At 64.6% G+C, this 20926-nt stretch carries 16 protein-coding genes and 1 tRNA gene; 11 read left to right on the forward strand and 6 right to left on the reverse strand.

From position 1 onward, the window contains the following. Nucleotides 1-7: 7 nt before the first annotated feature. The 4 genes from V5A20_RS01395 to V5A20_RS01410 all read right to left on the reverse strand — a co-directional run bounded on the left by V5A20_RS01395 (nt 8) and on the right by V5A20_RS01410 (nt 5962). Nucleotides 8-1660 carry a M1 family metallopeptidase gene (locus tag V5A20_RS01395; protein ID WP_332326575.1) on the reverse strand — a complete coding sequence of 551 codons (1653 nt, stop codon included), beginning with the start codon at nt 1658-1660 and terminating at the stop codon, nt 8-10. A 49-nt stretch (nt 1661-1709) separates the two neighbouring features. Then, nucleotides 1710-2270: a J domain-containing protein gene (locus V5A20_RS01400; protein ID WP_332314758.1), complete on the reverse strand. Its 561-nt coding sequence runs from the start codon at nt 2268-2270 to the stop codon at nt 1710-1712. Nucleotides 2271-2357: 87 nt separating this feature from the next. Then, the gene (gene mutS / locus V5A20_RS01405; protein WP_332326576.1) at nt 2358-5075 is read right to left on the reverse strand and encodes a DNA mismatch repair protein MutS; all 2718 of its coding nucleotides are present in this window, start codon (nt 5073-5075) and stop codon (nt 2358-2360) included. Nucleotides 5076-5272: 197 nt separating this feature from the next. Continuing rightward, nucleotides 5273-5962 (reverse strand): hypothetical protein, encoded by a 690-nt coding sequence (locus V5A20_RS01410; RefSeq protein WP_332314756.1) that lies wholly within the window; start codon nt 5960-5962, stop codon nt 5273-5275. A gap of 142 nt (nt 5963-6104) precedes the next feature. On the opposite strand from V5A20_RS01410, the gene V5A20_RS01415 reads away from it, so the two are divergent. The 3 genes from V5A20_RS01415 (at nt 6105) to V5A20_RS01425 (ending at nt 7917) form a co-directional block, all read left to right on the forward strand. Continuing rightward, a complete protein-coding gene (locus V5A20_RS01415; RefSeq protein WP_332314755.1) occupies nt 6105-6527 on the forward strand; it encodes a universal stress protein in 423 nt (140 codons plus the stop codon). 313 nt (nt 6528-6840) lie between these two features. Continuing rightward, entirely contained in the window at nt 6841-7785 is a 945-nt protein-coding gene (locus tag V5A20_RS01420; RefSeq protein WP_332326577.1) for an NAD(+)/NADH kinase, read from the forward strand. Nucleotides 7786-7844: 59 nt separating this feature from the next. Continuing rightward, nucleotides 7845-7917, forward strand: a tRNA-Phe gene (locus tag V5A20_RS01425). A 201-nt stretch (nt 7918-8118) separates the two neighbouring features. Here V5A20_RS01425 and V5A20_RS01430 read toward each other — a convergent pair. Beyond that, nucleotides 8119-8973, reverse strand: coding sequence for a hypothetical protein (locus V5A20_RS01430; protein WP_332314753.1), 855 nt, complete (start codon nt 8971-8973; stop codon nt 8119-8121). A gap of 875 nt (nt 8974-9848) precedes the next feature. Here V5A20_RS01430 and V5A20_RS01435 point away from each other — a divergent pair. The 4 genes from V5A20_RS01435 (at nt 9849) to V5A20_RS01450 (ending at nt 14171) form a co-directional block, all read left to right on the forward strand. Further along, nucleotides 9849-10124 carry a hypothetical protein gene (locus V5A20_RS01435; RefSeq protein ID WP_332326578.1) on the forward strand — a complete coding sequence of 92 codons (276 nt, stop codon included), beginning with the start codon at nt 9849-9851 and terminating at the stop codon, nt 10122-10124. 528 nt (nt 10125-10652) lie between these two features. After that, on the forward strand, nt 10653-12059 hold the full coding sequence (locus V5A20_RS01440) for a class II fumarate hydratase (protein ID WP_332314751.1): 1407 nt from the start codon (nt 10653-10655) through the stop codon (nt 12057-12059). A gap of 201 nt (nt 12060-12260) precedes the next feature. Next, nucleotides 12261-13823, forward strand: a complete 1563-nt coding sequence (locus V5A20_RS01445) for a Do family serine endopeptidase (RefSeq protein ID WP_332314750.1) — start codon at nt 12261-12263, stop codon at nt 13821-13823. 108 nt (nt 13824-13931) lie between these two features. After that, nucleotides 13932-14171 carry a hypothetical protein gene (locus V5A20_RS01450; protein ID WP_332314749.1) on the forward strand — a complete coding sequence of 80 codons (240 nt, stop codon included), beginning with the start codon at nt 13932-13934 and terminating at the stop codon, nt 14169-14171. Nucleotides 14172-14216: 45 nt separating this feature from the next. Here V5A20_RS01450 and V5A20_RS01455 read toward each other — a convergent pair whose 3' ends face one another. Beyond that, a complete protein-coding gene (locus V5A20_RS01455; RefSeq protein ID WP_332314748.1) occupies nt 14217-14516 on the reverse strand; it encodes an isoamylase early set domain-containing protein in 300 nt (99 codons plus the stop codon). 347 nt (nt 14517-14863) lie between these two features. Here V5A20_RS01455 and V5A20_RS01460 point away from each other — a divergent pair, with 347 nt between their 5' ends. The 4 genes from V5A20_RS01460 to V5A20_RS01475 all read left to right on the forward strand — a co-directional run bounded on the left by V5A20_RS01460 (nt 14864) and on the right by V5A20_RS01475 (nt 20907). Further along, nucleotides 14864-15976 carry a prephenate dehydrogenase/arogenate dehydrogenase family protein gene (locus tag V5A20_RS01460; protein ID WP_332314747.1) on the forward strand — a complete coding sequence of 371 codons (1113 nt, stop codon included), beginning with the start codon at nt 14864-14866 and terminating at the stop codon, nt 15974-15976. A gap of 126 nt (nt 15977-16102) precedes the next feature. Then, nucleotides 16103-17227, forward strand: coding sequence for a glycine cleavage system aminomethyltransferase GcvT (gene gcvT, locus V5A20_RS01465; RefSeq protein WP_332314746.1), 1125 nt, complete (start codon nt 16103-16105; stop codon nt 17225-17227). A gap of 48 nt (nt 17228-17275) precedes the next feature. Beyond that, on the forward strand, nt 17276-18013 hold the full coding sequence (locus V5A20_RS01470; protein ID WP_332314745.1) for a 2-phosphosulfolactate phosphatase: 738 nt from the start codon (nt 17276-17278) through the stop codon (nt 18011-18013). 179 nt (nt 18014-18192) lie between these two features. Then, nucleotides 18193-20907 (forward strand): FtsK/SpoIIIE family DNA translocase, encoded by a 2715-nt coding sequence (locus V5A20_RS01475; protein ID WP_332314744.1) that lies wholly within the window; start codon nt 18193-18195, stop codon nt 20905-20907. Nucleotides 20908-20926: the final 19 nt, after the last annotated feature.

Raw genomic sequence — 20926 nt, forward strand, 5'->3', positions numbered from 1 at the left:
TCGACGGCTACTGTCGGCGGAGCACCCAGCCCGCCGGGTCCACCTCCACGTCCGCGTCCGCCGGGACCGAAAGGCGCCCCTCCCCGCCGGTCATGGACACCCGTCGCGTTGAATCCGCGACGCGCACCGGCACGGGCACCTCGAACGTCGCCTCTCCCGTGTGTGTCCAGCGCAGTTGAAGGCGTCCGTCGGCCCGGCTCGTCTCCAGAACCGGCAGTGTGTCCCGGTACAGATACACCTCGAAGAACGCGTCGAGGGATCGGCCCGAGACCGACTCGGCCAGACGCATGAACTCGCCGGTCGTGACGTGGCGAAAGGGCGTTTCTCCGTCCCGTACGGGGCCGTCCGGATACGCAAATCGGCGCAGGAGGGTGCGCAGGGCCTCCTCCCCAATGACGTGCCGAAGCGTGTGGAGGATGAGGGCCCCGCGGTAGTACACGTCGCCGTGGTAGATCTCCCCCGCCGTGGTGGGCCCGCGACGCGCAATTGGCGCCCCCCCGGTCATCGCCTGCCGGAAGCGGTCGATGCGCCCGTGGTAGGCGCTGTCCCCTTGACGCTCTTCCGCGTACAGGGCTTCGAGGTACGTGGCTGGTCCCTCGTGGAGCCAGAAGTCCTTCCAGTCCCGCACCGTCACGAGGTTGCCGTACCACTCGTGGGCCAGCTCGTGGAAGTGGAGCGCGTCGAAGGGGGCGCCGTGCCCGAGGCCCCCGGGCGTAAAGTCGTGTCCGTAGGCGATCAGGGACTGGTGCTCCATGCCCAGGAAGGGCGACTGGGCAAGCCCGTATTTGTCCGCCCGTGGGGGATAGGGCCCGAGCGTGTCCTCCAGGAAGCGCACCTGATCGAGGAATGCCGGCAGGGCCCGGGCGGCCCGGGCCGAGTCCGACGGCAGCACGTAGGCCGAGACCGGCACGGCGTCGCCGCTGGTGCTGGTGTAGGTGGTGTCGAGGGACACGTACGGCGCGGCGTTGAGGGCAACGTTGTACGTGTTGATCGGGGTCGACACGTGCCACCGGTAGGTCTTCGTCGAGTCCGACGCCCGCTCCACCGAACGCAGACGGCCATTGGAGGCGGCGACGAGCGAGTCGGGCACCGTGAACGCCAGGTCCATCGAGTCCGGCTCGTCGGACGGATGGTCCTTGACCGGCCACCAGAGGTCGGCCCCTTCCGTCTGGCACGACGTCGCAACCCAGGGCGCGCCCGTCGGGGTCTCGTCCCACGTCAGGCCGCCGTCCCAGGGCGGGTTCGGGGCAACGCGGGGGCTTCCGGCGTACGCCACCCTCGCGCGGAGGGTGTCGCCGGGCACGTACGACCGCCCCAGGTCGATCCAGAGCTCATTCTGCCCGTTCCTGCGCTCCACGAGACGCCGTACCGCCCCGTCTTCTCCCCCCTCCCAGGCCTGCCGCACGGACAGTCGACGGTCGAGGTTGAGCACCAGAACCCCGAGCGTGTCCTCGACCGCCGCCCGGACCGCGACCTCCCCCTCGATGCGCTCACGGGCCGGGGTCACCGTCACGTCCAGGTCGTAGTGAAGTACGTCGTAGGCCGCCTGCTCGGGGGGCAGCGGCCCGCCCGAGTCCTGTGCCGGCGTAGACGAGCACCCCGCGAACGCCCACGAGAGCACGAGCAGGACCAGGAGCGAGGACGTACAGCAACGGACCATGTGGGGACTGAGGATGAAGGGAAACTGACACCGGACCGCCCCCACCCGCTCACGCCCCCTCGCCACCGACCAGGAAGATTTCCAGGTACGCCCACGTGCTGCCCACGGCAAACCCGCAGGCACTCCCGATGAGCCCCACGAGCAGCATGTCGAAGAGATAGAGCCCCGTCCCGTGCATCGTGTGGGGGTCGTAGAGAAAAAGCGAGACCGTCAGGACCGCACAGACCGGAATCGTGATCCTGTTCTTCTGGCGGATGAGCCGGTACTCCCTGGACAGCCCCTGCACGCGATCGACAATGTCTTTGCTCACGCGCACCTTCCCTGCGCTACGCCACTGCTCCGCGAACGATCGGCGCCGGCCCCGTCCGCTCCCCTCCTCCGCGTCCGACGTGTCGCCGTTGCGGTTCCCCCGCGACCAGCGCCCGGCCTCCGACTCGCTCAGGTTCTCGAAGGCTTCCCGCACCCGCAGGAACTCGCGCTGGGCCGCCTCCTTGTCCCCCTCGTCGGCCTGGTCGGGGTGACACTCCAGCGCGCGCCGGCGGAACGCGTGCTTGATTTCTTCCTGGGACGCCCCCGGATTGATGCCCAAAATGTCGTGGTACGTGCTCATGGCGCCACGAGGCCGGATGCAACGGACCGGACGTGTGTGTCCTTCGGGTCCGTTGAACCCGTCCGGGGGCCGTCTGTTGCGGCCTCGTCAGTCCGCCAGCTTCTCCTTCATCTCCGCCAGCTTCATGAGCGCCTCGACCGGGGTAATGCGGTTCGGGTCAATCTCGCCGAGCATCTCCTTGATCTCCTCCGCGGCCGGGTCGGGCTGCCCAAAGAGGTGCATCTGGTTGGCCTGACTGTCCTCCAGGTCGGGCACCGCCTCGGCGTCCCCCTTCTTCGCCCGCATGCCGTCCCCCGACCGCTGTTGGGACGGGTCGGCGCCGTCGCTCATCTCACCATCGCCCCCCACCTCCAGGTGCTGGCTCTCCAGGTTCTGGAGGACCTCCCGGGCCCGGGCGATCACCCCGTCCGGCAGGCCGGCCATCTTGGCCACCTCGATGCCGTAGGAGTGGTCCGCGCCCCCCGGAATGAGCTTGCGGAGGAAGACGATCTCGCCCTCATGCTCGCTCACCTGGATGCGGTAGTTGTGCACCCGCTCCAGGCGGTCGGCCATGGCGTTGAGCTCGTGGTAGTGGGTGGCGAAGAGGGTCCGCGCCGCCACCTCGGGCCGTTCGTGCAGGTACTCCACGATGGCCCACGCGATGGAGAGGCCGTCGAACGTGGACGTCCCGCGCCCCACCTCGTCGAACAGAATGAGGGACCGGGCCGTGGCGTTGTTGAGGATGTTGGCCGCCTCGTTCATCTCGACGAGGAACGTGCTCTCCCCCGCCGCGAGGTTGTCGGAGGCCCCGACGCGGGTAAAGATGCGGTCCACCACCCCGATCTGGGCCGCCTCGGCGGGCACGAACGAACCGACCTGCGCGAGCAGCACGATGAGGCCCACCTGCCGCAGGGCGACGCTCTTCCCGGCCATGTTGGGCCCGGTGATGATGAGCACCTGCTCGTCGTCCGGGTCGAGGGACATGTCGTTGGGGATGAAGGGGTCGCCGGGCGGGAGCGTCTGCTCCACCACCGGGTGCCGGCCCTCCTCGATGTCGATGGTGAGCCCGTCGTCCACCGACGGCCGCGTATAATCGTGCTGCTCGGCCACCTCGGCCAGCCCCGCGAAGCAGTCGAGGTGCGCCAGGAGTTCCGCGTTCTCCTGCAGGAGTCCCGTTTGCTGGGCGATTTGGTCGCGGAGCTCGTTGAACAGCTCCTGCTCGAGGGTCTCGATCTTCTCCTCCGCCGTCAGGATCTTCTCCTCCATCTCCTTCAGCTCCGGCGTCACGTACCGCTCCGAGTCCACGAGCGTCTGCTTGCGGATGTAGTCCTCGGGCACCTTGTCGGCGTGGGTGTTGGTCACCTCGATGTAGTACCCGAACACCTTGTTGAAGCCGACCTTGAGGGACGGAATGTCGGTGCGCTCGCTCTCTTCTTTCTCCAGGTTGGCCACCCAGTCCTTCCCCTCCTGCGCGATGGTCCGCAGCTCGTCGAGCTCCTCGGAGTAGCCGTCCCGTATCAGGCCGCCCTCACTGATCTTCGCGGGCGGGTCGTCCACGAGGGCATTCTGGATCTGATCGACCATGTCGGGACAAGGCCGTAGGTCGTCCTCGATGGCGCCCAGGGCGTCCGAGTCGGCGTCCCCGAGCAGCCCCAGCACGTTCGGGAGGCGGCGGAGCGTGTGCTTGATCGCGATGAGGTCGCCGGGGGCGGCGCGGCCCGTGGCCACCTTGCCCGCCAGCCGCTCCAGGTCGCCCATCTGGTTCAGCTCCTCGCGCACCTCTTCGCGCAGGGAGCGGGCGTCGACGAAGGCGTCGACGGCGTCGAGGCGGTGCCGGATGCGGCCCACGTCGCGGAGGGGGCGCACCAGCCAGGCCCGGAGGCGGCGTCCCCCCATCGGCGTCTCCGTCTCGTCGAGGATACTCACGAGCGTCCCTTCGTGCCCGTCGTCCTGGATGGACTGGACGAGCTCCAGGTTGCGCTTCGTCTCCGGGTCGAGCGCGATGTGCTCGTCCTTCGAGTAGCGCTTGATCTTGCGGACGTGGGGCAGCGTGCCCTTCTGCGTCTCGCCCAGGTAGTGAAGCGCCGCGCCCGACGCCACCACGCCCAGGTCCAGGTCGTCGACCCCGAACCCCTTCAGCGAGTGGGTCCCGAAGTGCTCCAGGAGGGTCTGGTAGGCGAAGTCGTACTTGAAGACCCAGTCCTCCTGCTCGGTGACGGTAAACGGCACCTCGCGGAGGCGCTGCTGGAGACGCTCTTCCTTGCGCTTGTCCACGATCACCTCCGAGGGGGCCACGGTCTGGATGAGGTCCTGGAGCTGGTCGAGGCCGGCCTCGGTGACGCTGAACTCGCCGGTGGTCGCGTCGATGAAGGCAAACCCGATGCGGTCCTTGTCGCGGCCGGTGCCGAAGTGGAGGGCCGCCAGGAAGTTCGACTGCTTCGGGCTCAGCAGTTGGTCGTGGAACGACACGCCCGGCGTCACGACCTCCACCACGTCCCGGTCCACCACCTTTCCGCTCGAGTCGTCGGCGTCCTCCACTTGCTCGCAGATGGCCACGCGGAGGCCGGACCGGATGAGCTTGGGCAGGTGGCTGTCGAGGGCGTGGTGCGGGAACCCCGCCATCGGCACGTCGTCGGCGTCGCCGTTGTTGCGTTCGGTGAGCGTGATCCCGAGCAGCCGGCTCACCGTCTTCGCGTCGTCGTCGAACGACTCGTAGAAGTCGCCCATGCGAAACAGCAGGATCGCCTTCGGGTGGCGCTCCTTGATCTTATAGTACTGCCGCATCAGGGGCGTGCGCCCGCGCTGCTGGGTGCTGGACTGAGCCATGGAGGTGCGGTAGGGTCGACGCGTCGAACTTGAGAGTGGGGCCCCGCTACGCGCCTCGACGATCCAGGGTGGCCCGTTTCGAGGCGAGGGGGCCGGCCGGTTCAGGAGGCCAACGGGGCAACGCCGGTACAACGTAGTCGTCCATCCCCCAAATCACAATGGGGCGGCCCGGCCCCGCACCGATCCTCCACGGCTTTTTAGACGTGGGGCGGTTGCCGGCGCTTAAGCTCCTGCAGGCGGTCCCACAGTGCCCGCTTGCGGGCCCCAACGGCCGACGTCAGGTCAACATCGCCGGAGGCGGTCAGGACGTCGTGGACCGCCGACGCGCGGAGGCGTTCCACGGAGGCCCCGAGCTCCGATACGGCCCGCTCGAGGGCCTCCTCCGCGGCGGCCGGCGACGACTCCGGCGGGGCTGTGGGGGGCCGCGGGAAGCCCCACGTCTCCAGAGCATCCGCGATGGCGCGCACCGCGTCCGGATGGTCGGACTCGAACGCCGACTCGAGGGCCCGAAAGGTGCCGGCCGCCTCGGCCCGGTAGGAGTCGGGCACGGCGTCCGGGTGACAGCGCTTCGTGGCCCGTCGGTAGGTCGCCTTCAGGTCCGAGTCGGATTCGGCCGTGCTGGGGGCATTCGGTGTGCCCTGAGATCGGAACGCGTCGTAGGCCTCCTGGGCATCGTGGTAGGCGTTGCGGAGGCGTGCATTCCGCATGCGTGCCTGGGCCGCCTCCTTCAGGCGCTCCATCTGAAGCCGAAGGACCTCTTCCTGCAGCGGCGCTACTTCCTCCTCAAATCGCGAGTGGGCCGCGCGGACCTTCCGCTCCAGCTCCGCCTTCTCTTGGAGACGACGCGCCAGGGACCGTCGCAACGATTCGAGATCGGAATGTGCCATGTCGGCGGTCAAGAGCTCGTGTCGCGGCTTTTCTCTTCGGTGCTTAAATGGTACAATACAGAGCCGAGATCCAACGCCTGAAGCGGGGACCGCCGATCACGGCCCCCGTTCCGCCCTTCTTCTCCGCTACCCTCCTTGTCACATGTACGACGTGCTTCTGATCCCGGTCGACCTTTCCAGCACCAACGAACACGTCCTGGACACGGCCCGGGCCCTCGCGGCCCCGGACCAGACCCGCCTGGTGCTTCACCACGCCATCGAAACGCTCCAGGACGAAGAGCCCGGCGAGATGGACGACTTCTACGACGAGCTCCGGGAGGACGCCGAGGAGACCCTCAACGCCTGGACAAGCGACCTGGCCGACGACGGGTTCGACGTCGAATCCCTGATCACCTACGGGGAACGGGGCCCTGAGATCACCCGCGTAGCCGAAGAGCAGGACGCAGACCTTCTCGTGATGCGCTCTCACCGCGTCGACCGGGACGACCCGGACAGCCCCGTCGGCACGGTGAGCCACCAGGTGGCCGTCTTCGCCCCTTGCTCCGTCCACCTGGTGCGGCCGTAGGTCGCGGACCGCGGCCAGAGGGAGCCCCGCCGGACTCCCCCGACGGCTCCGACGGTCCCCCGTCAACATCCGTCCCCTTTCGCCCCGTGACGACTCCCTCCACGGTGATCGACGTGTAGGTGAGCCCATACCGCACTCCGAGGGTAAGTCCCACTGTACGGCGACCTCGCGGCGAACACAATGTTTGGCAACAAAAATTTTGTGGACTCATGTACGGTCCTTCCTTGGAACGTTCTTTCGCCCCCGGGCTTTGAGGCGACTGTCGCACACGGCCGCGGCCGGCCTTTTCCCCAATGCTCTGAGCGCCCCCTACATGGTCTACGGCATCACCGGCAACCCCACCAAAGACGCCCTCTGGGACCCGTTGGCCACCCTTATCGATCGCCTCCTGGACGACGGACTGCCCTTCCGGATCCACAAACCCATCGCCGACGGCCTCGAAGAACACGGCCTCTTCGGCCCAGACGTCTGCGACGATCACGCCGTCGACGACGTGGCCGAGGCCGGGGACATCGTGCTCTCCTTTGGCGGGGACGGGACCCTTCTGCGCACCGCCCACCGCACCGGCCCCAACGACACGCCGCTCTTGGGGGTCAACGTCGGCCGCCTGGGGTTCCTCGCCGACATCGAGATCGGACAGATTCACAGCGCAATCGACGCCCTCGAAGCGGGGGACTATCGACTTGAGGAACGGCTGGTTCTGCAGGCAGACCTGGAATCCGGATCGGGGCTCGATACAGAATGGGCCCTCAACGAGTTTGTGCTCGACCGCAGCGGCGCGGCCGGCCTCATCGAGATTGAGGTCGCCGTGGACGAGACCCCGTTGAACACCTACTGGGCCGACGGCCTCATCATCAGCACCCCGACGGGCTCCACCGCCTATTCCCTCTCCACCGGCGGGCCCATCATTGCGCCCGGGGTGGACGCGATTATTTTGACGCCCATCGCCCCGCATACCCTGACGGTGCGCCCGATCGTCCTGCCGGCCGACGCCCGCATCACGTGCCAGGTTCGCGAAAACGACCAGCCCTACGTCTTCGCGGCGGACGGGCAGAGCACGATGTTCGACGAGCACAACCTGGAGTTCAGCGTGGAGCGGGCCACCCACACGGTCAACCTCGTGAAGCTTCCCGGCCAACACTTTTTCCACACGCTTCGGTCGAAACTGATGTGGGGCGTGGGCCGTTCGCGAGAACCTAAATATAGGAACGAGGGCCCATCAGGGGATCACGGTCGGCCCCCGTTGAATGGGGGATGAAACGAGGGGCGCCATCATTGACAGACATGGGCGGAACCGGTAGGTTCATGTGCGTTCTGGGTCAGGTAGCTCAGGTGGTAGAGCAACGGCCTGAAAAGCCGTGTGTCGGCGGTTCGAATCCGCCCCTGACCACGTCTTCCCGCAATTTCCTGCTTCTCGGGGAATTGCGGGATTTCTGTGTCTATGGTATAGCCGCACGCAGGGAAGGTCTCCGTGGCAGCACTGGCACAATCCCCGCCTGAAGACCTTCTCAATGCCACTTCCGGCCGTCAATCTCTCCTTCTCCTGCCCCGCCAGGATCAGTGACTCGTCCCTGAGCGGTCCGGCTCACCATTACTCCCCGATCACCTTGCGGGCGAGCTCTTTGCCGATGTTGGTCTCTTGCTGAAGATCCTCATTTTCTGGCGATTCTTCCGACGAGTCCTCTTCATCGACGCTCTCCTGGTCCGAACGATTCTGCGTGGAAGAGTCATTTGATTCTGCCGGACCCACGGCGCTCGCAGACTGGTCGCTCGCCTGCGTCTGATTATTTCCGTCAGTGGACACCTCCTCGCTCTCAAGATCTGCTTCGTTTAACGAAGAAGAGGGTTCACTCACGTTCTGATCCGGAAGGGACGTTTCACGGTCGACCTTCACGTCTTCCAGGAACGTCTGTACGACCGGCTGGAGTCGTCCGAGGACATCGTCCGACACGCCGCCCTCGTGAATCTGGGCCGCCAAGAATCGTACGAGGTGCTCGTCGGGGTTTTCTTTCTGTTCGGCGAAGTAGTTCTGCAACAAGTGGGTGTGCTGGCGCTCGAAGGCGAGGGACAGAATCTCCTCGGTGTCGAAGTTGGACTTGGTGAGCCGCCTCAAGTCAGTGACCTGCTGGGACTCGTACCCGAAAAGGTCCAGCTTGAGAAAAGGGAGTAGGTTCGTCCCCCCCATCGCTGCAACCTTCGTGTAGAACCAGTAGCTGAGGCCATTGGTGAGCCCAACGACAGTTGCCTCCAGGGTCTCGAGACGCCGAAGCAGCGGCGCGTCTTTGAGGGCCTCCCGGCCGACAGTCGCGTCTTCACACTGAAAAAGCATGGCCGGCGCCCCATCGATGTTCACAGCGTAGTCCACCGCTTCTGAGCTGCCGTCGCCCAGTTCAACGGTCGGGCCGGGCTCGACCTCTCGAACGTCGAAGGGATCGTACCCGAGCATCTGGAAGAACGGAAGCAGGAGAGCATTCTTGGTTTTTTCCTTAGTGTTCAGGGCCGGACCTTGATCTTCAGCGCGGTCCCTAAGTGTTGAGAGTGTCTGAGCAAGTCCCATTGCTAAAGAAGAGTAACCAGTGAGCAGAAAACACCCGAATGTATGTGGTTCAATGGACAAACTTCGCGCCGGAAGCACTTTCCCTCGGTTCCGATGGCCCCTTCTCCCAAAATGAGGACCGGTCCCACCGTCTCGAGGCCCGTCACCATAACACAACTATCCAACACACTTACTTTTTGAAACGGACATACAAGAAAAAGGATCTCCAGACACAACGGTTGACGCCGATGACAGCACGTCTTTAGTGATCATGTCTTTCTTGCGCCGAAACGGCCCCCTCTAGAAGAGAAGCCCGTCGTCTCTGAGCATTCCGGATGGGATCTCTCTTCCCTCCGCGATCTACTCGGAGTAGTTTTTGCTCAACTTGATGTTTGAATCCCTTTCTGCTCAGCGTCCCCAGCAACCCTAATCTCAACTCTGGAAACGCGCTCCGCTGCACCAGACGTGAGATGGAGCACACCGAAGTGAATGATGAACCCTCACTGACCGTCGGAGCTACCCTGAGCGGGACAGGCTTGGCACGACGAGAGAGTCGCCCTCGTACAGGCTGTTGGCTTCTGCTGCTCAGGTACCTGCTTTCCTTTCGCTCTCGCGCAGATCATTCGGGCGTGACGACTGGCCCGGACGTCCCCGCACGGGCCCAAGACGGTTGGGCATTGTCCGATGAGGTAGCCTCGCGCAACCTGGCTTGACCCCCACGTCAACTACTAGCACGTTAAGGTTCGACCCGAACTATGTCTATGTCCCCGACACGTCAAGACCTCTTGGACCTCATTGAAGAAACGTATGGAGACAGACACCCAGACTTTGAATCCATTCAAAAGCAGTTCGAGCTCATTGGTCAGGAGACGGACAAAGAGGAGATCCGAAAGGACACGAACGTCCTCATCGCGGGCGTACAGGCAATCAAGAACACGTACGAGGACTGGGACGAACTGTCCGACTTCGAACGAGAAAAAGCAATCGGCGCGGTGGGAAGAATGAAGAACCTGACGAAGTCCACGCTCAAAAAGTACGACGTGAGTGCAAAGGCGCTATAGCTGCCATGCCACCGCCTGCCAATCTATTTGCGCACGGAGCCACAAGGATGAACTGAAGTACGGACCTGGTGAAAGAGGTCCTGTCCGAGGTTCGTCAAGCATACGAATCCTTCTTTGCTGCAACCGGAGAATGTTCATGCCAGTCGGTGTCCCAATCACCGGAACGCCCAAAAGAAGATCCACCTCCTACTACCGGTGGAGGATGACTTCCTCCCACGCAGTGCATCGGCACTGGAAGGCTTGGGGGTGAAGGAGACGACAGCGACATTGCCGCGCCCCGGGGCAGCGGTGCGGTTCGGACCTGTCTCCAGAAAAACATGCCGGCCCTCAGACTGAAAATCGGTCCGCTCGCTTGAAAAATATGCGCTTATCAGGGCTGTCCACCGTGGGCTCACAGTCAATATTCAATTCCGTGAGAGTCTCTTCGGCAAAGGAGTAGAACGGACGCTCTTTGTTGACCCTTCCTCTCTCGGTTACGAGGTTGTATTCTGTCCTCGTTCTCTTCTCGCTAGTCCCCTGCCCGAAGCAATGAGTTCCGACTACCGAACCGAAAGCGACTCCCTCGGCGATGTACGGGTCCCAGTGGACGCACTGTATGGTGCGCAGACCCAGCGGGCCAAAGAAAACTTTCCGGTCAGCGATCTTCGGTTCTCCCGCCGCTTCATCGAGGCCCTGGGCCACGTGAAGCGGGCGGCCGCCCGGGCGAATCAGGAGCTCAACCTCCTCGGGGACGAGACCGCCGGGGCGATCGTCGAGGCCGCCGAGGAAGTCATCGATGGCACGCACGACGAGGAATTCGTGCTCGATATTTTCCAGACCGGCAGTGGCACCTCCACGAACATGAACGCCAACGAGGTGATCGCCAACCGGGCGTCCGTCCTCCTCGGGGCCGACCGCGGCAGCAAGGCCGTCCACCCGAACGACGACGTCAACATGTCGCAGTCGTCGAACGACACCATTCCAACCACCCTGCACGTCGCCGCCCGAATGGGCCTCGAGCACGATCTCCTGCCGGCCCTGGAGGCCCTTCAGACCGCGTTTGAGGAAAAGGCGGACGCCTTCGACGACGTGCTCAAAAGCGGCCGGACCCATCTGATGGACGCCACGCCGGTGCGACTGGGCCAGGAGTTTGGCGGGTACGCGGCCCAGCTCGAACACGCAATCCAGCAGATCGAACTGGCCTCGAACCGCCTCTCGGAGGTCACCCTCGGGGGCACGGCCACCGGCACGGGGCTCAACTGTCCGGAGAACTTCCCTGAGACGGCCCTCCGGCACCTCACCGACGCCACGAACCTCTCGTTTTACAAGACGGGCAACCACTTCGCCCAGCAGGCCGGCAAGGAACTGTACGTGGACGCCCACGGGGCGCTGAACACCCTCGCCACGGCCTTGCTCAAGATTGCGAACGACCTGCGCCTCCTCTCCAGCGGCCCCACGAGCGGCATCGGCGAGATCGAGCTTCCGGTCATCCAGCCCGGCTCCTCCATCATGCCCGGCAAGGTAAACCCCGTCCAGAGCGAACAGGTCATGATGGTGGCCACGCAGGTCACGGGCAATCACCACACCCTCACGGTCGCCAACACCCACGGCAACTTTGAGCTCAACGTGATGATGCCGGTGATGGCCCACGCGATGCTACAGAGCATCGATCTGCTTGCCAACAGCGTGGACGCCTTTCGCACCAAGTGCGTTGAAGGCATTGAGGCGGACCGCGAGCGCTGCCGCGAGCTTTTGGAGCTGAATCCCTCCGTGGCGACTGCTCTCAACACGGCCATCGGCTACGACAAGGCCAGCGAGGTGGCGAAGACGGCCGCCAAGAACCGCGAGAGCGTCCGGACAGTCGTAAAGCGGATGGGACTGCTCGACGAGGACGAACTTGATGAATACCTGGACATCCGGCGCATGACAGAGCCGGGCGTGCCCGGAGACAAGTAGCGCCCCGAGCCATCCTCCCCCGCCTTCCGATGGCACTTTCCCCGACGGTCCGCGTTGTTACACGTCCTACACGAAAGGCGGTACGAACATCCGGGGGGCGTTCGTTTGTGAAACGTAGGAGGTGCGGGCACGACCCTTCGTGTAGCCCGAAGAGAGCCTCTTCTTCATCACGTTCTTTCCCTACGACCTTCCGCACGTTTAATGAGCACGCAAGGCAAAGTCTCCCTCGCCGTTGTTGTTGGGGGTGCGTTCCTGGCCGGCATCCTCTTCGCCACCGCGGGCGCCAACCTGTTCGGGGTGGGCGACGCCGTCGGCACGTCCAGCCAAGCCGCCAACCTCGATGGATCGACACAGGTTGAGCAGGCTGCTCCTTCCACGCCCAATGGATTCGAGACGGCCTTCTCGGAGGTCGCCGCATCCGTCAACCCGGCCGTCGTCCAGATTCGGGCCGCAAAGGTGGTGGACCGCCGACGGCGCAGCCCGTTCGAGGGCACCCCGTTCGAGCAGTTCTTTGGCCAGCGCGGACCATCGGAGCCCGAGGTCCGGCAGGGGCTTGGCTCCGGGGTCGTCGTGCGCTCCGACGGGCACATCGTGACCAACAACCACGTGATTCAGGACGCCGAGCAGCTGAGCGTCCAGACGCTGGACGGGGAGCAGTACGAGGCGGAAGTCGTAGGGACCGACCAGTACAAGGACCTGGCCGTGCTGAAGGTGGACGCCTCCGACCTGACGGCCATTAGCTTCGGCAGCTCGGAGCAGCTTAGCGTTGGGCAATGGGTGATGGCATTCGGCTCGCCGCTCGATCCGCAGCTGAACAACAGCGTTACGGCCGGCATCATCAGTGCCCTCGGGCGTCTCCAGGCAAGCCCGCAGCGGGGCCGGGGCTCCAACCAGGGCAGCGGGGTGCAGAACTTCATCCAAACCGACGCAGCCATCAACCCTGGGAACTCCGGCGGTCCTCTCGTCAACTTGCAGGGACAACTCGTCGGCATCAATACGGCCATCGTGTCCCGGTCCGGCGGCAATCAGGGCATCGGATTCGCCGTTCCGTCCAACACTGTCGAGCGCATTGCCACCCAGATTATTGAAGAAGGGAGCGTGCGGCGGGCCTACCTCGGGGTTCGCTACCGCAAGGCCCCAGAGACGCTCGTCGAAAACGAAAACCTACCGAAGGGCTCGGCGATCGTCTCGCAGGTGGAAGAGGACGCCCCTGCGGCCGAAGCCGGGCTTGAGGCCGGCGATATCATTACGGGCATCAACGGAAACCCGCTGGAAAACTACCTCCAGCTGGGCAACCAGATTGCCAGCATGCGGCCCGGGGAGGAGGCGGCCCTCCAGATTAACCGCGACGGAGAGGCACGCACTCTCACGGTTACCCTGGGGGCCCGTGGCGAGAGCATGACGGCGTCGTCCGAGGGCAATAGCGGCGGTGAGGGGGGGGCTTCTTCCGCCGAGGCCCTTCAGGAGGAGTTGGGCCTACAGCTCGAGGACGTCACGCCCGAGATTGCCCGGCGCCTCGGGCTCGATGAGGCCCGGGGGGTTGTCATCACGGGCGTGGACCAGTCCAGCCGGATGATTCGAGACTCGGGCCTCCAGCCGCGTCAGATCATCTTTAAGATGGCCGGCGAGCAAATTTCGGACATGGATGCCTTCATGGAGGTGTACCAGCGGGTTGAGCCCGGAGATGCATTCCGGATGGCCGTTCGAAATCCCGACGGATTTGTCTTCGTGACGAGCCTCCGGCGTCCCGCCGAGACCGAATAAGGAGGGCTCAATTCCGTCTCATGAGCGCCTTTTTCCGGGGGGGAGGCGTTCGCGTGGGGCTCACGATTCTTGCCACTTCCATTCTTGCAAACCGTTCTTCTCTCTCGTATGACCGACTCCGCCCCTTCCCTCGACGCTCCGCCCGACGCCGATCAGGTCGCGGACCTGCGTGAGCAGGCCGCCGAGGAGGACCGCTCGATCGAGGTCACGTTTCCAGACGCCGGCGACGAGCCCAAGCGGTTTGTTGTCTCCCCGCGCGGCACCTGTGTCGTACTGAAAAATCTGCGTGAGGACTCATTTAATCCCTCCGTGACGGCGAAAGACATCGCCTCCGCCCTCCGACAGTGAGGCCTCTGCGAGGGAGGAGCCGCCTATGCCGAGACACGATGAGGACTACGTGGCCACCACGCAGTTTGTCGTCCCAAAGCCACTGGCCTCGAAGTGATCGGCCTCCTCCTCATTGATCCACCCGCTCTCCTCGCTGTAGTAGCGAAAGGCGTAGTGCCCATTTTCGGGGAGCAGAACATTCGTACTGTAGGTTTGGTTGCTGCGGCGAACAAAGCGGTGCTCGCCCGGCGTCCAGTCGTTGAAGTCTCCCACGACCGAGACTTCGTCTCCGTACGGATGGTCTTCCGGAAGGACAAACGTGACCTTGACGCGATCGCTGGACTGCTTGTCTACTTTCTTGATCATAAAATGGGGTGGCAGCTTAGTCGCTGGGTGCGTAAAATCTGTCCCCAAGTCCACTGAGAGGACTTGGGGCGTTCCCGCCAGATGACGAGGGATCAAACGTACGCCACCGGACCCTCTTTGTGGCGTTTTTTAGAGACAAAAAGCGCTTCCTTCGCCTGTTTTTCGTGGGTTGCCTCCACCGCAGGGGGCTCTTCTCATCGGGCGGCTGGTAACCTGTATTTCGTCCCCCTTCCTTCCTCCCCGCCGAACATCCGCTGTGGCCCCAGCGTGCATTCACTTCCCGGGCTGGCCCCCTGCAGGCGGTCCAACAGAAATGTTTTCTCTTTTCGCTTTTGTCCCCACCGCGCATGATCAAACGCCTTACCATCATCGGAACGGGTCTCATCGGCGGCTCGCTCGGGCTTGCCTGGGCTCAGCGACAGCCGGAGCTCACGATCATCGGACACGACCGGCCGGAGGTCCTGGAGCGGGCCGAGGAGCGTGGGGCCATCGACAAGAAAGCGGCCGACCCTGTGTCCGCCGTGCAGGGCGCGGACCTCGTCGTGCTCGCGACGCCCCTCGCCACGACCGTTCGGCTGCTCGACACCATCGCCGACGCGCTTCCGGACGGCTGTTTCGTGACCGATGTCGCCTCCGTAAAGGAGCCCGTCCTCGAGCAGGCCACGGACGTTCTTCCCGACCATGCTACATTCCTGGGCGGCCACCCCATGGCCGGCGCCGAGCACAGCGGCATCGACCACGCAGACCCGCTGCTCTTTGAGAACGCCGTTTACAGCCTGTGCCTCCCGGCAAATGCCAACGCGTCGGCCCTGGACGGGCCCCTGGCGCCGGTCGTCGAGTTGGTCGAGGCCACTGGCGGTCGGCCGCTCGTGCTGGATGCCTCTCGCCACGACCGCCTCGTCGCCGCCACGAGCCACGTTCCACAGCTTCTGTCCGTGGCCCTCGTCAACCTCGTCGCCAATACCGAAGATGAGGAAGACCAAGACCTGGCTCTCCAGCTCGCCGGGGGCGGGTTCCACGACATGACCCGCATCGCATCGTCCCCTTTCGACATGTGGCGGGACGTACTGGTGGGCAATGAGCGCGAAATTCACGAGGCGCTGAGCCGTCTCCGACGGGGGCTGCGCACCCTCCGAAACCGGCTTATCGAGGAGGATCTGGATGCGCTCGAAGACGCCTTCGAGGAGGCACGTACGGCCCGGGACGCGATGCCCCGCGACCAGAAAGGCTTCCTCCACCCCCTGTCCGCCGTTCACGTGCGGGCCCCCGATGAGGAGGGCGTCATCCACGAGCTCTCGGGCCACCTTCTCGACGCGGACCTCAACATCAAGGACATCGAGCTCCAAACCATTCGGGAGGGAACCGGGGGCACCTTCCGGCTCGCGTTCGCGGAGGCAGCAGACGCCGAACGGGCAGTCGCGGTCCTGTCGGAGGCCGGCTACGAGGCCCGACGGCCGTAGCCACGGCTCGCAAAATCATTTCCCCTTCGTTGACTAAACTAGCGCCATCGGGTATCATGGGGATCTGCAGGCTGGTGACGTCCTCCAGGCCTGTCGCTGCCCTCTTGTAGTTTCATTTCTCTTCCGATGGCCGATTCTGCCTCGTCCCTCCACACCACCCCGCTGCACGGCGTCCACGACGACCTCGACGCCCGCATGATGGCGTTCGGGGGCTTCGAGATGCCTGTGCAGTACGATAGCATCATCGAGGAGCACATGGCCGTCCGCAACGACGCCGGCCTGTTTGACGTCAGCCACATGGGCGAGGTGCTCATCCAGGGCGATCGGGCCCTCGACCTTGTGCAGCACCTGGTGACCAACGACGCCGCAAACCTATACGACGGGCGGGCGATGTATACCGTCATGTGCACGCCCGACGGCGGCATCATTGACGACGGCATCGTGTACCGCCGTGCCGAAGACGAGTACTTGATGGTCCTCAACGCCGCCAATCGGGAGCGAGATCTGGCGTGGATGCACGATCAGAATCCCACGGACGCGACGCTCCGGGACATCTCCGCGGAGACCGCTCTCCTCGCCCTGCAGGGCCCGGAGGCGCTCGCCATCGCTCAGCCGTTTCTTGACGATGACCTGGACGCCCTCTCATTCTATCACTTCTGGGAGCGAACCGACGGGGCTTTTCTCGGCTGCGATACGGCCCTCATCTCCCGCACCGGGTATACGGGCGAGCCCGGCCTCGAACTGTATGTCCCCGCCGACCGCGCCCGGCACGTGTGGACCACCCTTCTCGAAGCGGGCGCGGATCGCGGATTAAAGCCCGCGGGGCTTGGGGCCCGAGACACACTCCGCCTCGAGGCGGGCCTGTGCCTGCACGGCAACGACATCACGGAAGAGACCAATCCCTACGAGGCGGGGTTGGGCTGGCTGGTAAAGTTGGACAAGGGCACCTTCATCGGGCGGGACGCCCTGCGCGAGGTCCACGAGCACGGCCCGGAGCGTACGCTCGTAGGCTTTGTGGCGACTGAGCGGGGCATTCCTCGCCACGACGACATTCTCCGGGCCGCGGAGGGACGTGCCATCGGGATCGTGACCAGCGGCACCCAATCGCCCCTCCTCGACACCGGCATCGGCCTGGGTTACGTGCCCAATGAACCCGCCTACACCGAGCCGGGACGCCCCCTGCAGGTTGCGAGCCGGCGCCGCACCTTTGACGTGGAGGTGACGGACCCCCCGTTTTACGAAAAGGACTAGCCCCACCCCTCCACCTCGCTCCCGTTGTTCACCCGATCCGCTGTTCCGATGGACGCCGAAGTCTTCTTGACACACTCGAACATTTCGGAGGGCGACGTGCAGGACCGGACGGTCGTGGTGATCGATGTGTTGCGCGCCTGCTCCACCATCGTGACGGCCCTCGACCGGGGGGCCCGAGCGGTGATGCCCGTTCCGGACATGGCTCAGGCCGGCAAAATCGCCAGCAATCTGGACCCGGACGTATACCGCCTTGGGGGCGAGCGCAACGGGGAAAAGATTGAGGGATACCACCTGGGCAACTCCCCATCGGAGTACACGCGCGAGGCCGTTGAGGGACGCGACGTCATCCTGAACACCTCCAACGGAACCCAAGCCCTCGAACAGGCCAAGAAGGCCGACACCCTCGTGGCGGCCTGCTTCTTGAACGCGGGCCGCGTCGTCGATTTCGTCCGACAAACGGCAGAGGCCGTGACCATCGTCTGCGCAGGACGCCAGAACCGCCTCGCCCTGGAAGACACGCTGTGCGCGGGCCTCCTTCTCGATCGCCTCTGGGACGGGGATGAGCCGTACCCGGTTACCGACTCGGCCCATACCGCCTATACGCTTTACCACACCGATCGGAACGACCTCAACAGTGCCCTCCGCGGCGCCAACCACGCCGAATGGCTCGCGCAGCAAGACCGGACGGCAGACCTCGACTACTGCTTCCGGGTCGACTCCCTGCCGGTCCTGCCCTACTACACGGACAACCGGCTCCTTTTGTACGAGGACGCCGTGTCGGCATAGGCCCTCCTGCCTCGGTTCCCGCTGTCTGGCCCCCGCGCCCCCTGCGTCTCTTTTCGTTGCATTTGTACCGCGTTGGGCCCACCTTACGAACATGTGCCCTGTCTAGACAGTGGATACACATGTGAGGATCCTACTCAGGGCGACGCGTCTCCTTTTCTGCACCTAGTCTGTTCAGTCGTATGGCTGCCTCGAACTCCGACACGAGTGCGGAGGAGGCCTTTCTGATCTCTCCGCGTCGGAAGGTGGAGATATTTGGGCTGGTGCTGATGGTGCTCGCCTTGTTGGTGTCGCTCGCCTTTGCCAGCTACCACCCCGACGACACCGTTGTCCTTCGTTCAGCGGAGTGGTCCGAAGTCGTTCTCAATCCCCAGAGCACTCAGTCCAACGGGCCTGTCCAGAACGTGCTTGGGCTCCTTGGCGCCCACCTCGCAGAGGCCTTCGTGCCCGGCTTCATCGGCTACGGCGTGCTTCTCTTGAGCGGCCTGCTCATGGTGTGGGGCTACGCAATCTTTCGCCATGCATCGCTGCGTCGGCTTCTCTACCCGTCCCTCCTCACAGTCCTGTCCGCCTTCGTACTTTCCTGCTTCGTCGGGTGGGTCCACCACTCGGGCGACGCCCCCCTCCAGGCCTGGGCCGGATACGTCGGGATCGGCACGGCCGGCTGGATGCAGAACATGCTTGGTCAGGTCGGCTCCTTCATCCTCCTCCTCCTCGCCGGAGCGGTCCTGCTCCTGCTCGTGGTCGACCACGACATTCAGCGCACCGTAGACCGCGTCATCGAAGCCGCTCACGCACTCGTGGCGGGCGTCTCCGCCGCCGGGGCCTACGTCAAAGACCAGTGGGTGCAAGCCCGGGCCCGCACCACACCAACGGAGTCCTCTTCGGGGCCCGATTCTGCCGCGTCTGCCCCGCCCGCTTCGTCCGACCCCGCCGCAGGAGCCGTTTCGGACCGACCCGCCCCTCCCTCCTCGCCCCCCGCTGCGTCGCCGCCAAGCCGCCCCGACGACGCCGTGGCAGAAGGCCCGTCCGTTCGTCGGAACGACCTGTTTCGCCCGGGAGGCGAGTCCGCCCGTCCTGCCGCCAAAGACGATGCAGGCTCTCCAGCCCCGACGTCCGGCTCCCCCACCCAAGCGTCCGACGATCCGATCGAAGGCACATCCGAGGCGGCGTCTGCAGACCCCCCCGACCCCGGAACCACGCCCTCGAAGACAGCCCCATCCTCTTCGGCCCCGGACCCGTCTTCTCCCGACGAGTCAACGCCTTCCGGGGTCGAAGAAGCCGCTCCGGAGCACGACGAGCCCGGCGACGATGTCTCGATGACGATTCAAGAGCAGGTCGAAGAGGAGACGACCGACGAAATTGAGCGAACTGCAGAGCTGCCCGAGGACTTCCAGTACGACCCACCCTCGCTCGACCTCCTCGACGCATCGGTGGACACCGACCCCACCATCGACCGTGAAGAGCTAGAAGAGAACAAACGGGTGCTTCTCGACAAGCTCGACATGTACAACATCGAGATCGAGGAGATCAACGCCGTGGTGGGGCCCACCGTCACGCGGTACGAGCTCACCCCCGCCCCCGGCGTGAAGGTCAGCCGCATCAAGTCGCTCGAAGACGACCTTGCAATGGCGATGGCGGCGCCCGGCATCCGCATGATCGCCCCCATTCCGGGCAAGTCCGCCGTGGGTGTGGAAATTCCCAACCGAAACCGGGAGCTGGTGCGCCTCCGCGATGTGATCGGGACCCGAAAATTCCAGGACACCGACCTCAAGCTGCCCCTGCCCCTTGGCAAAACCATTGAGGGCGAGGTCCACGTGGGGGACCTGACGACCATGCCGCATCTGCTCATTGCCGGTGCCACGGGCTCCGGCAAATCTGTAGGTCTCAACGCCATCATTACCGGCCTTATCTACGCCTGTCATCCGGCCAACCTGCGGTTCGTGATCATCGACCCCAAGAAGATCGAGCTGCAGCAGTACACGCGGCTCGAAACGCAGTTCGTGGCGGTGCCGGAGGACATCGACCAGACCGTCATTACCGACGTCGACGAGGCCTCCGGCGTTCTCAAGAGCGTGGAGCGAGAAATGGAAACCCGGTACGACCTCCTTTCGGACGCCAGCGTGCGCAACATCACCGGGTACAATGAGAAGTTTCAGGCGGGGGAACTGGATCCCACCGAGGGGCACCGCCACATGCCCTACCTCGTGGTGGTCGTCGACGAGCTGGCCGATCTCATGATGGCGGCCGGCGAGGACGTGGAGGGCCCAATCTCGCGCCTCGCCCAGATGGCCCGTGCCGTCGGCATCCATCTGATTCTGGCCACCCAACGGCCGTCGGTCGATGTGGTGACGGGCGTCATCAAGGCCAACTTTCCATCTCGCATCGCCTTCGAGGTGGCCTCCCAGGTCGACTCACGCACCATACTGGACCAGGGCGGCGCCGAGGACCTCGTCGGGAACGGAGACATGCTCTTCCTGAGTGGCAGCAATCTGGATCGCCTTCAGGGCCCGTTCGTGAGCGTGGAGGAGGTCGAGACGGTCGTGGACTACGTGGCCGATCAACCCGGCGTCACGGCCTACACGTTGCCCTCGCTGCAGGACGCCGGGCACGGCCCGGACGAGACCCTGGGCGTGGAGGACACCGACGAGAAATTTGAGGAGGCCGCCCGGGTCATCGTGCGGCGGCAACAGGGCTCCGTGTCGCTCCTCCAGCGCAAGCTGGCGGTCGGCTACACTCGTGCCGCTCGCATTGTTGATCAGCTGGAGGAGGCCGGCATCGTGGGCCCGTTCAATGGCACCAAGGCTCGCGACGTGCTCGTGGACGACGAGCAGGACCTCGACGAGCTTCTACACGGCGAGGACGACACCGAAGAGACCGACCCGGAGGAGGCGTAGCGTCTGCGGCCTGCCTCCA

This window comes from Salinibacter sp. (genome assembly GCF_036626415.1).
GTDB lineage: Bacteria > Bacteroidota > Rhodothermia > Rhodothermales > Salinibacteraceae > Salinibacter.

What these genes read in the sequence shown, in the direction of transcription:
- gcvT (WP_332314746.1), top strand. Translation starts at nt 16,103, where the DNA reads ATGGCCGATTCTGCCTCGTCCCTCCACACCACCCCGCTGCACGGCGTC.
- V5A20_RS01445 (WP_332314750.1), top strand. Translation starts at nt 12,261, where the DNA reads ATGAGCACGCAAGGCAAAGTCTCCCTCGCCGTTGTTGTTGGGGGTGCG.
- V5A20_RS01415 (WP_332314755.1), top strand. Translation starts at nt 6,105, where the DNA reads ATGTACGACGTGCTTCTGATCCCGGTCGACCTTTCCAGCACCAACGAA.
- V5A20_RS01395 (WP_332326575.1), bottom strand. Translation starts at nt 1,660, where the DNA reads ATGGTCCGTTGCTGTACGTCCTCGCTCCTGGTCCTGCTCGTGCTCTCG.
- V5A20_RS01410 (WP_332314756.1), bottom strand. Translation starts at nt 5,962, where the DNA reads ATGGCACATTCCGATCTCGAATCGTTGCGACGGTCCCTGGCGCGTCGT.
- mutS (WP_332326576.1), bottom strand. Translation starts at nt 5,075, where the DNA reads ATGGCTCAGTCCAGCACCCAGCAGCGCGGGCGCACGCCCCTGATGCGG.
- V5A20_RS01430 (WP_332314753.1), bottom strand. Translation starts at nt 8,973, where the DNA reads ATGCTCGGGTACGATCCCTTCGACGTTCGAGAGGTCGAGCCCGGCCCG.
- V5A20_RS01470 (WP_332314745.1), top strand. Translation starts at nt 17,276, where the DNA reads ATGGACGCCGAAGTCTTCTTGACACACTCGAACATTTCGGAGGGCGAC.
- V5A20_RS01420 (WP_332326577.1), top strand. Translation starts at nt 6,841, where the DNA reads ATGGTCTACGGCATCACCGGCAACCCCACCAAAGACGCCCTCTGGGAC.
- V5A20_RS01455 (WP_332314748.1), bottom strand. Translation starts at nt 14,516, where the DNA reads ATGATCAAGAAAGTAGACAAGCAGTCCAGCGATCGCGTCAAGGTCACG.
- V5A20_RS01450 (WP_332314749.1), top strand. Translation starts at nt 13,932, where the DNA reads ATGACCGACTCCGCCCCTTCCCTCGACGCTCCGCCCGACGCCGATCAG.
- V5A20_RS01460 (WP_332314747.1), top strand. Translation starts at nt 14,864, where the DNA reads ATGATCAAACGCCTTACCATCATCGGAACGGGTCTCATCGGCGGCTCG.
- V5A20_RS01440 (WP_332314751.1), top strand. Translation starts at nt 10,653, where the DNA reads ATGAGTTCCGACTACCGAACCGAAAGCGACTCCCTCGGCGATGTACGG.
- V5A20_RS01475 (WP_332314744.1), top strand. Translation starts at nt 18,193, where the DNA reads ATGGCTGCCTCGAACTCCGACACGAGTGCGGAGGAGGCCTTTCTGATC.
- V5A20_RS01400 (WP_332314758.1), bottom strand. Translation starts at nt 2,270, where the DNA reads ATGAGCACGTACCACGACATTTTGGGCATCAATCCGGGGGCGTCCCAG.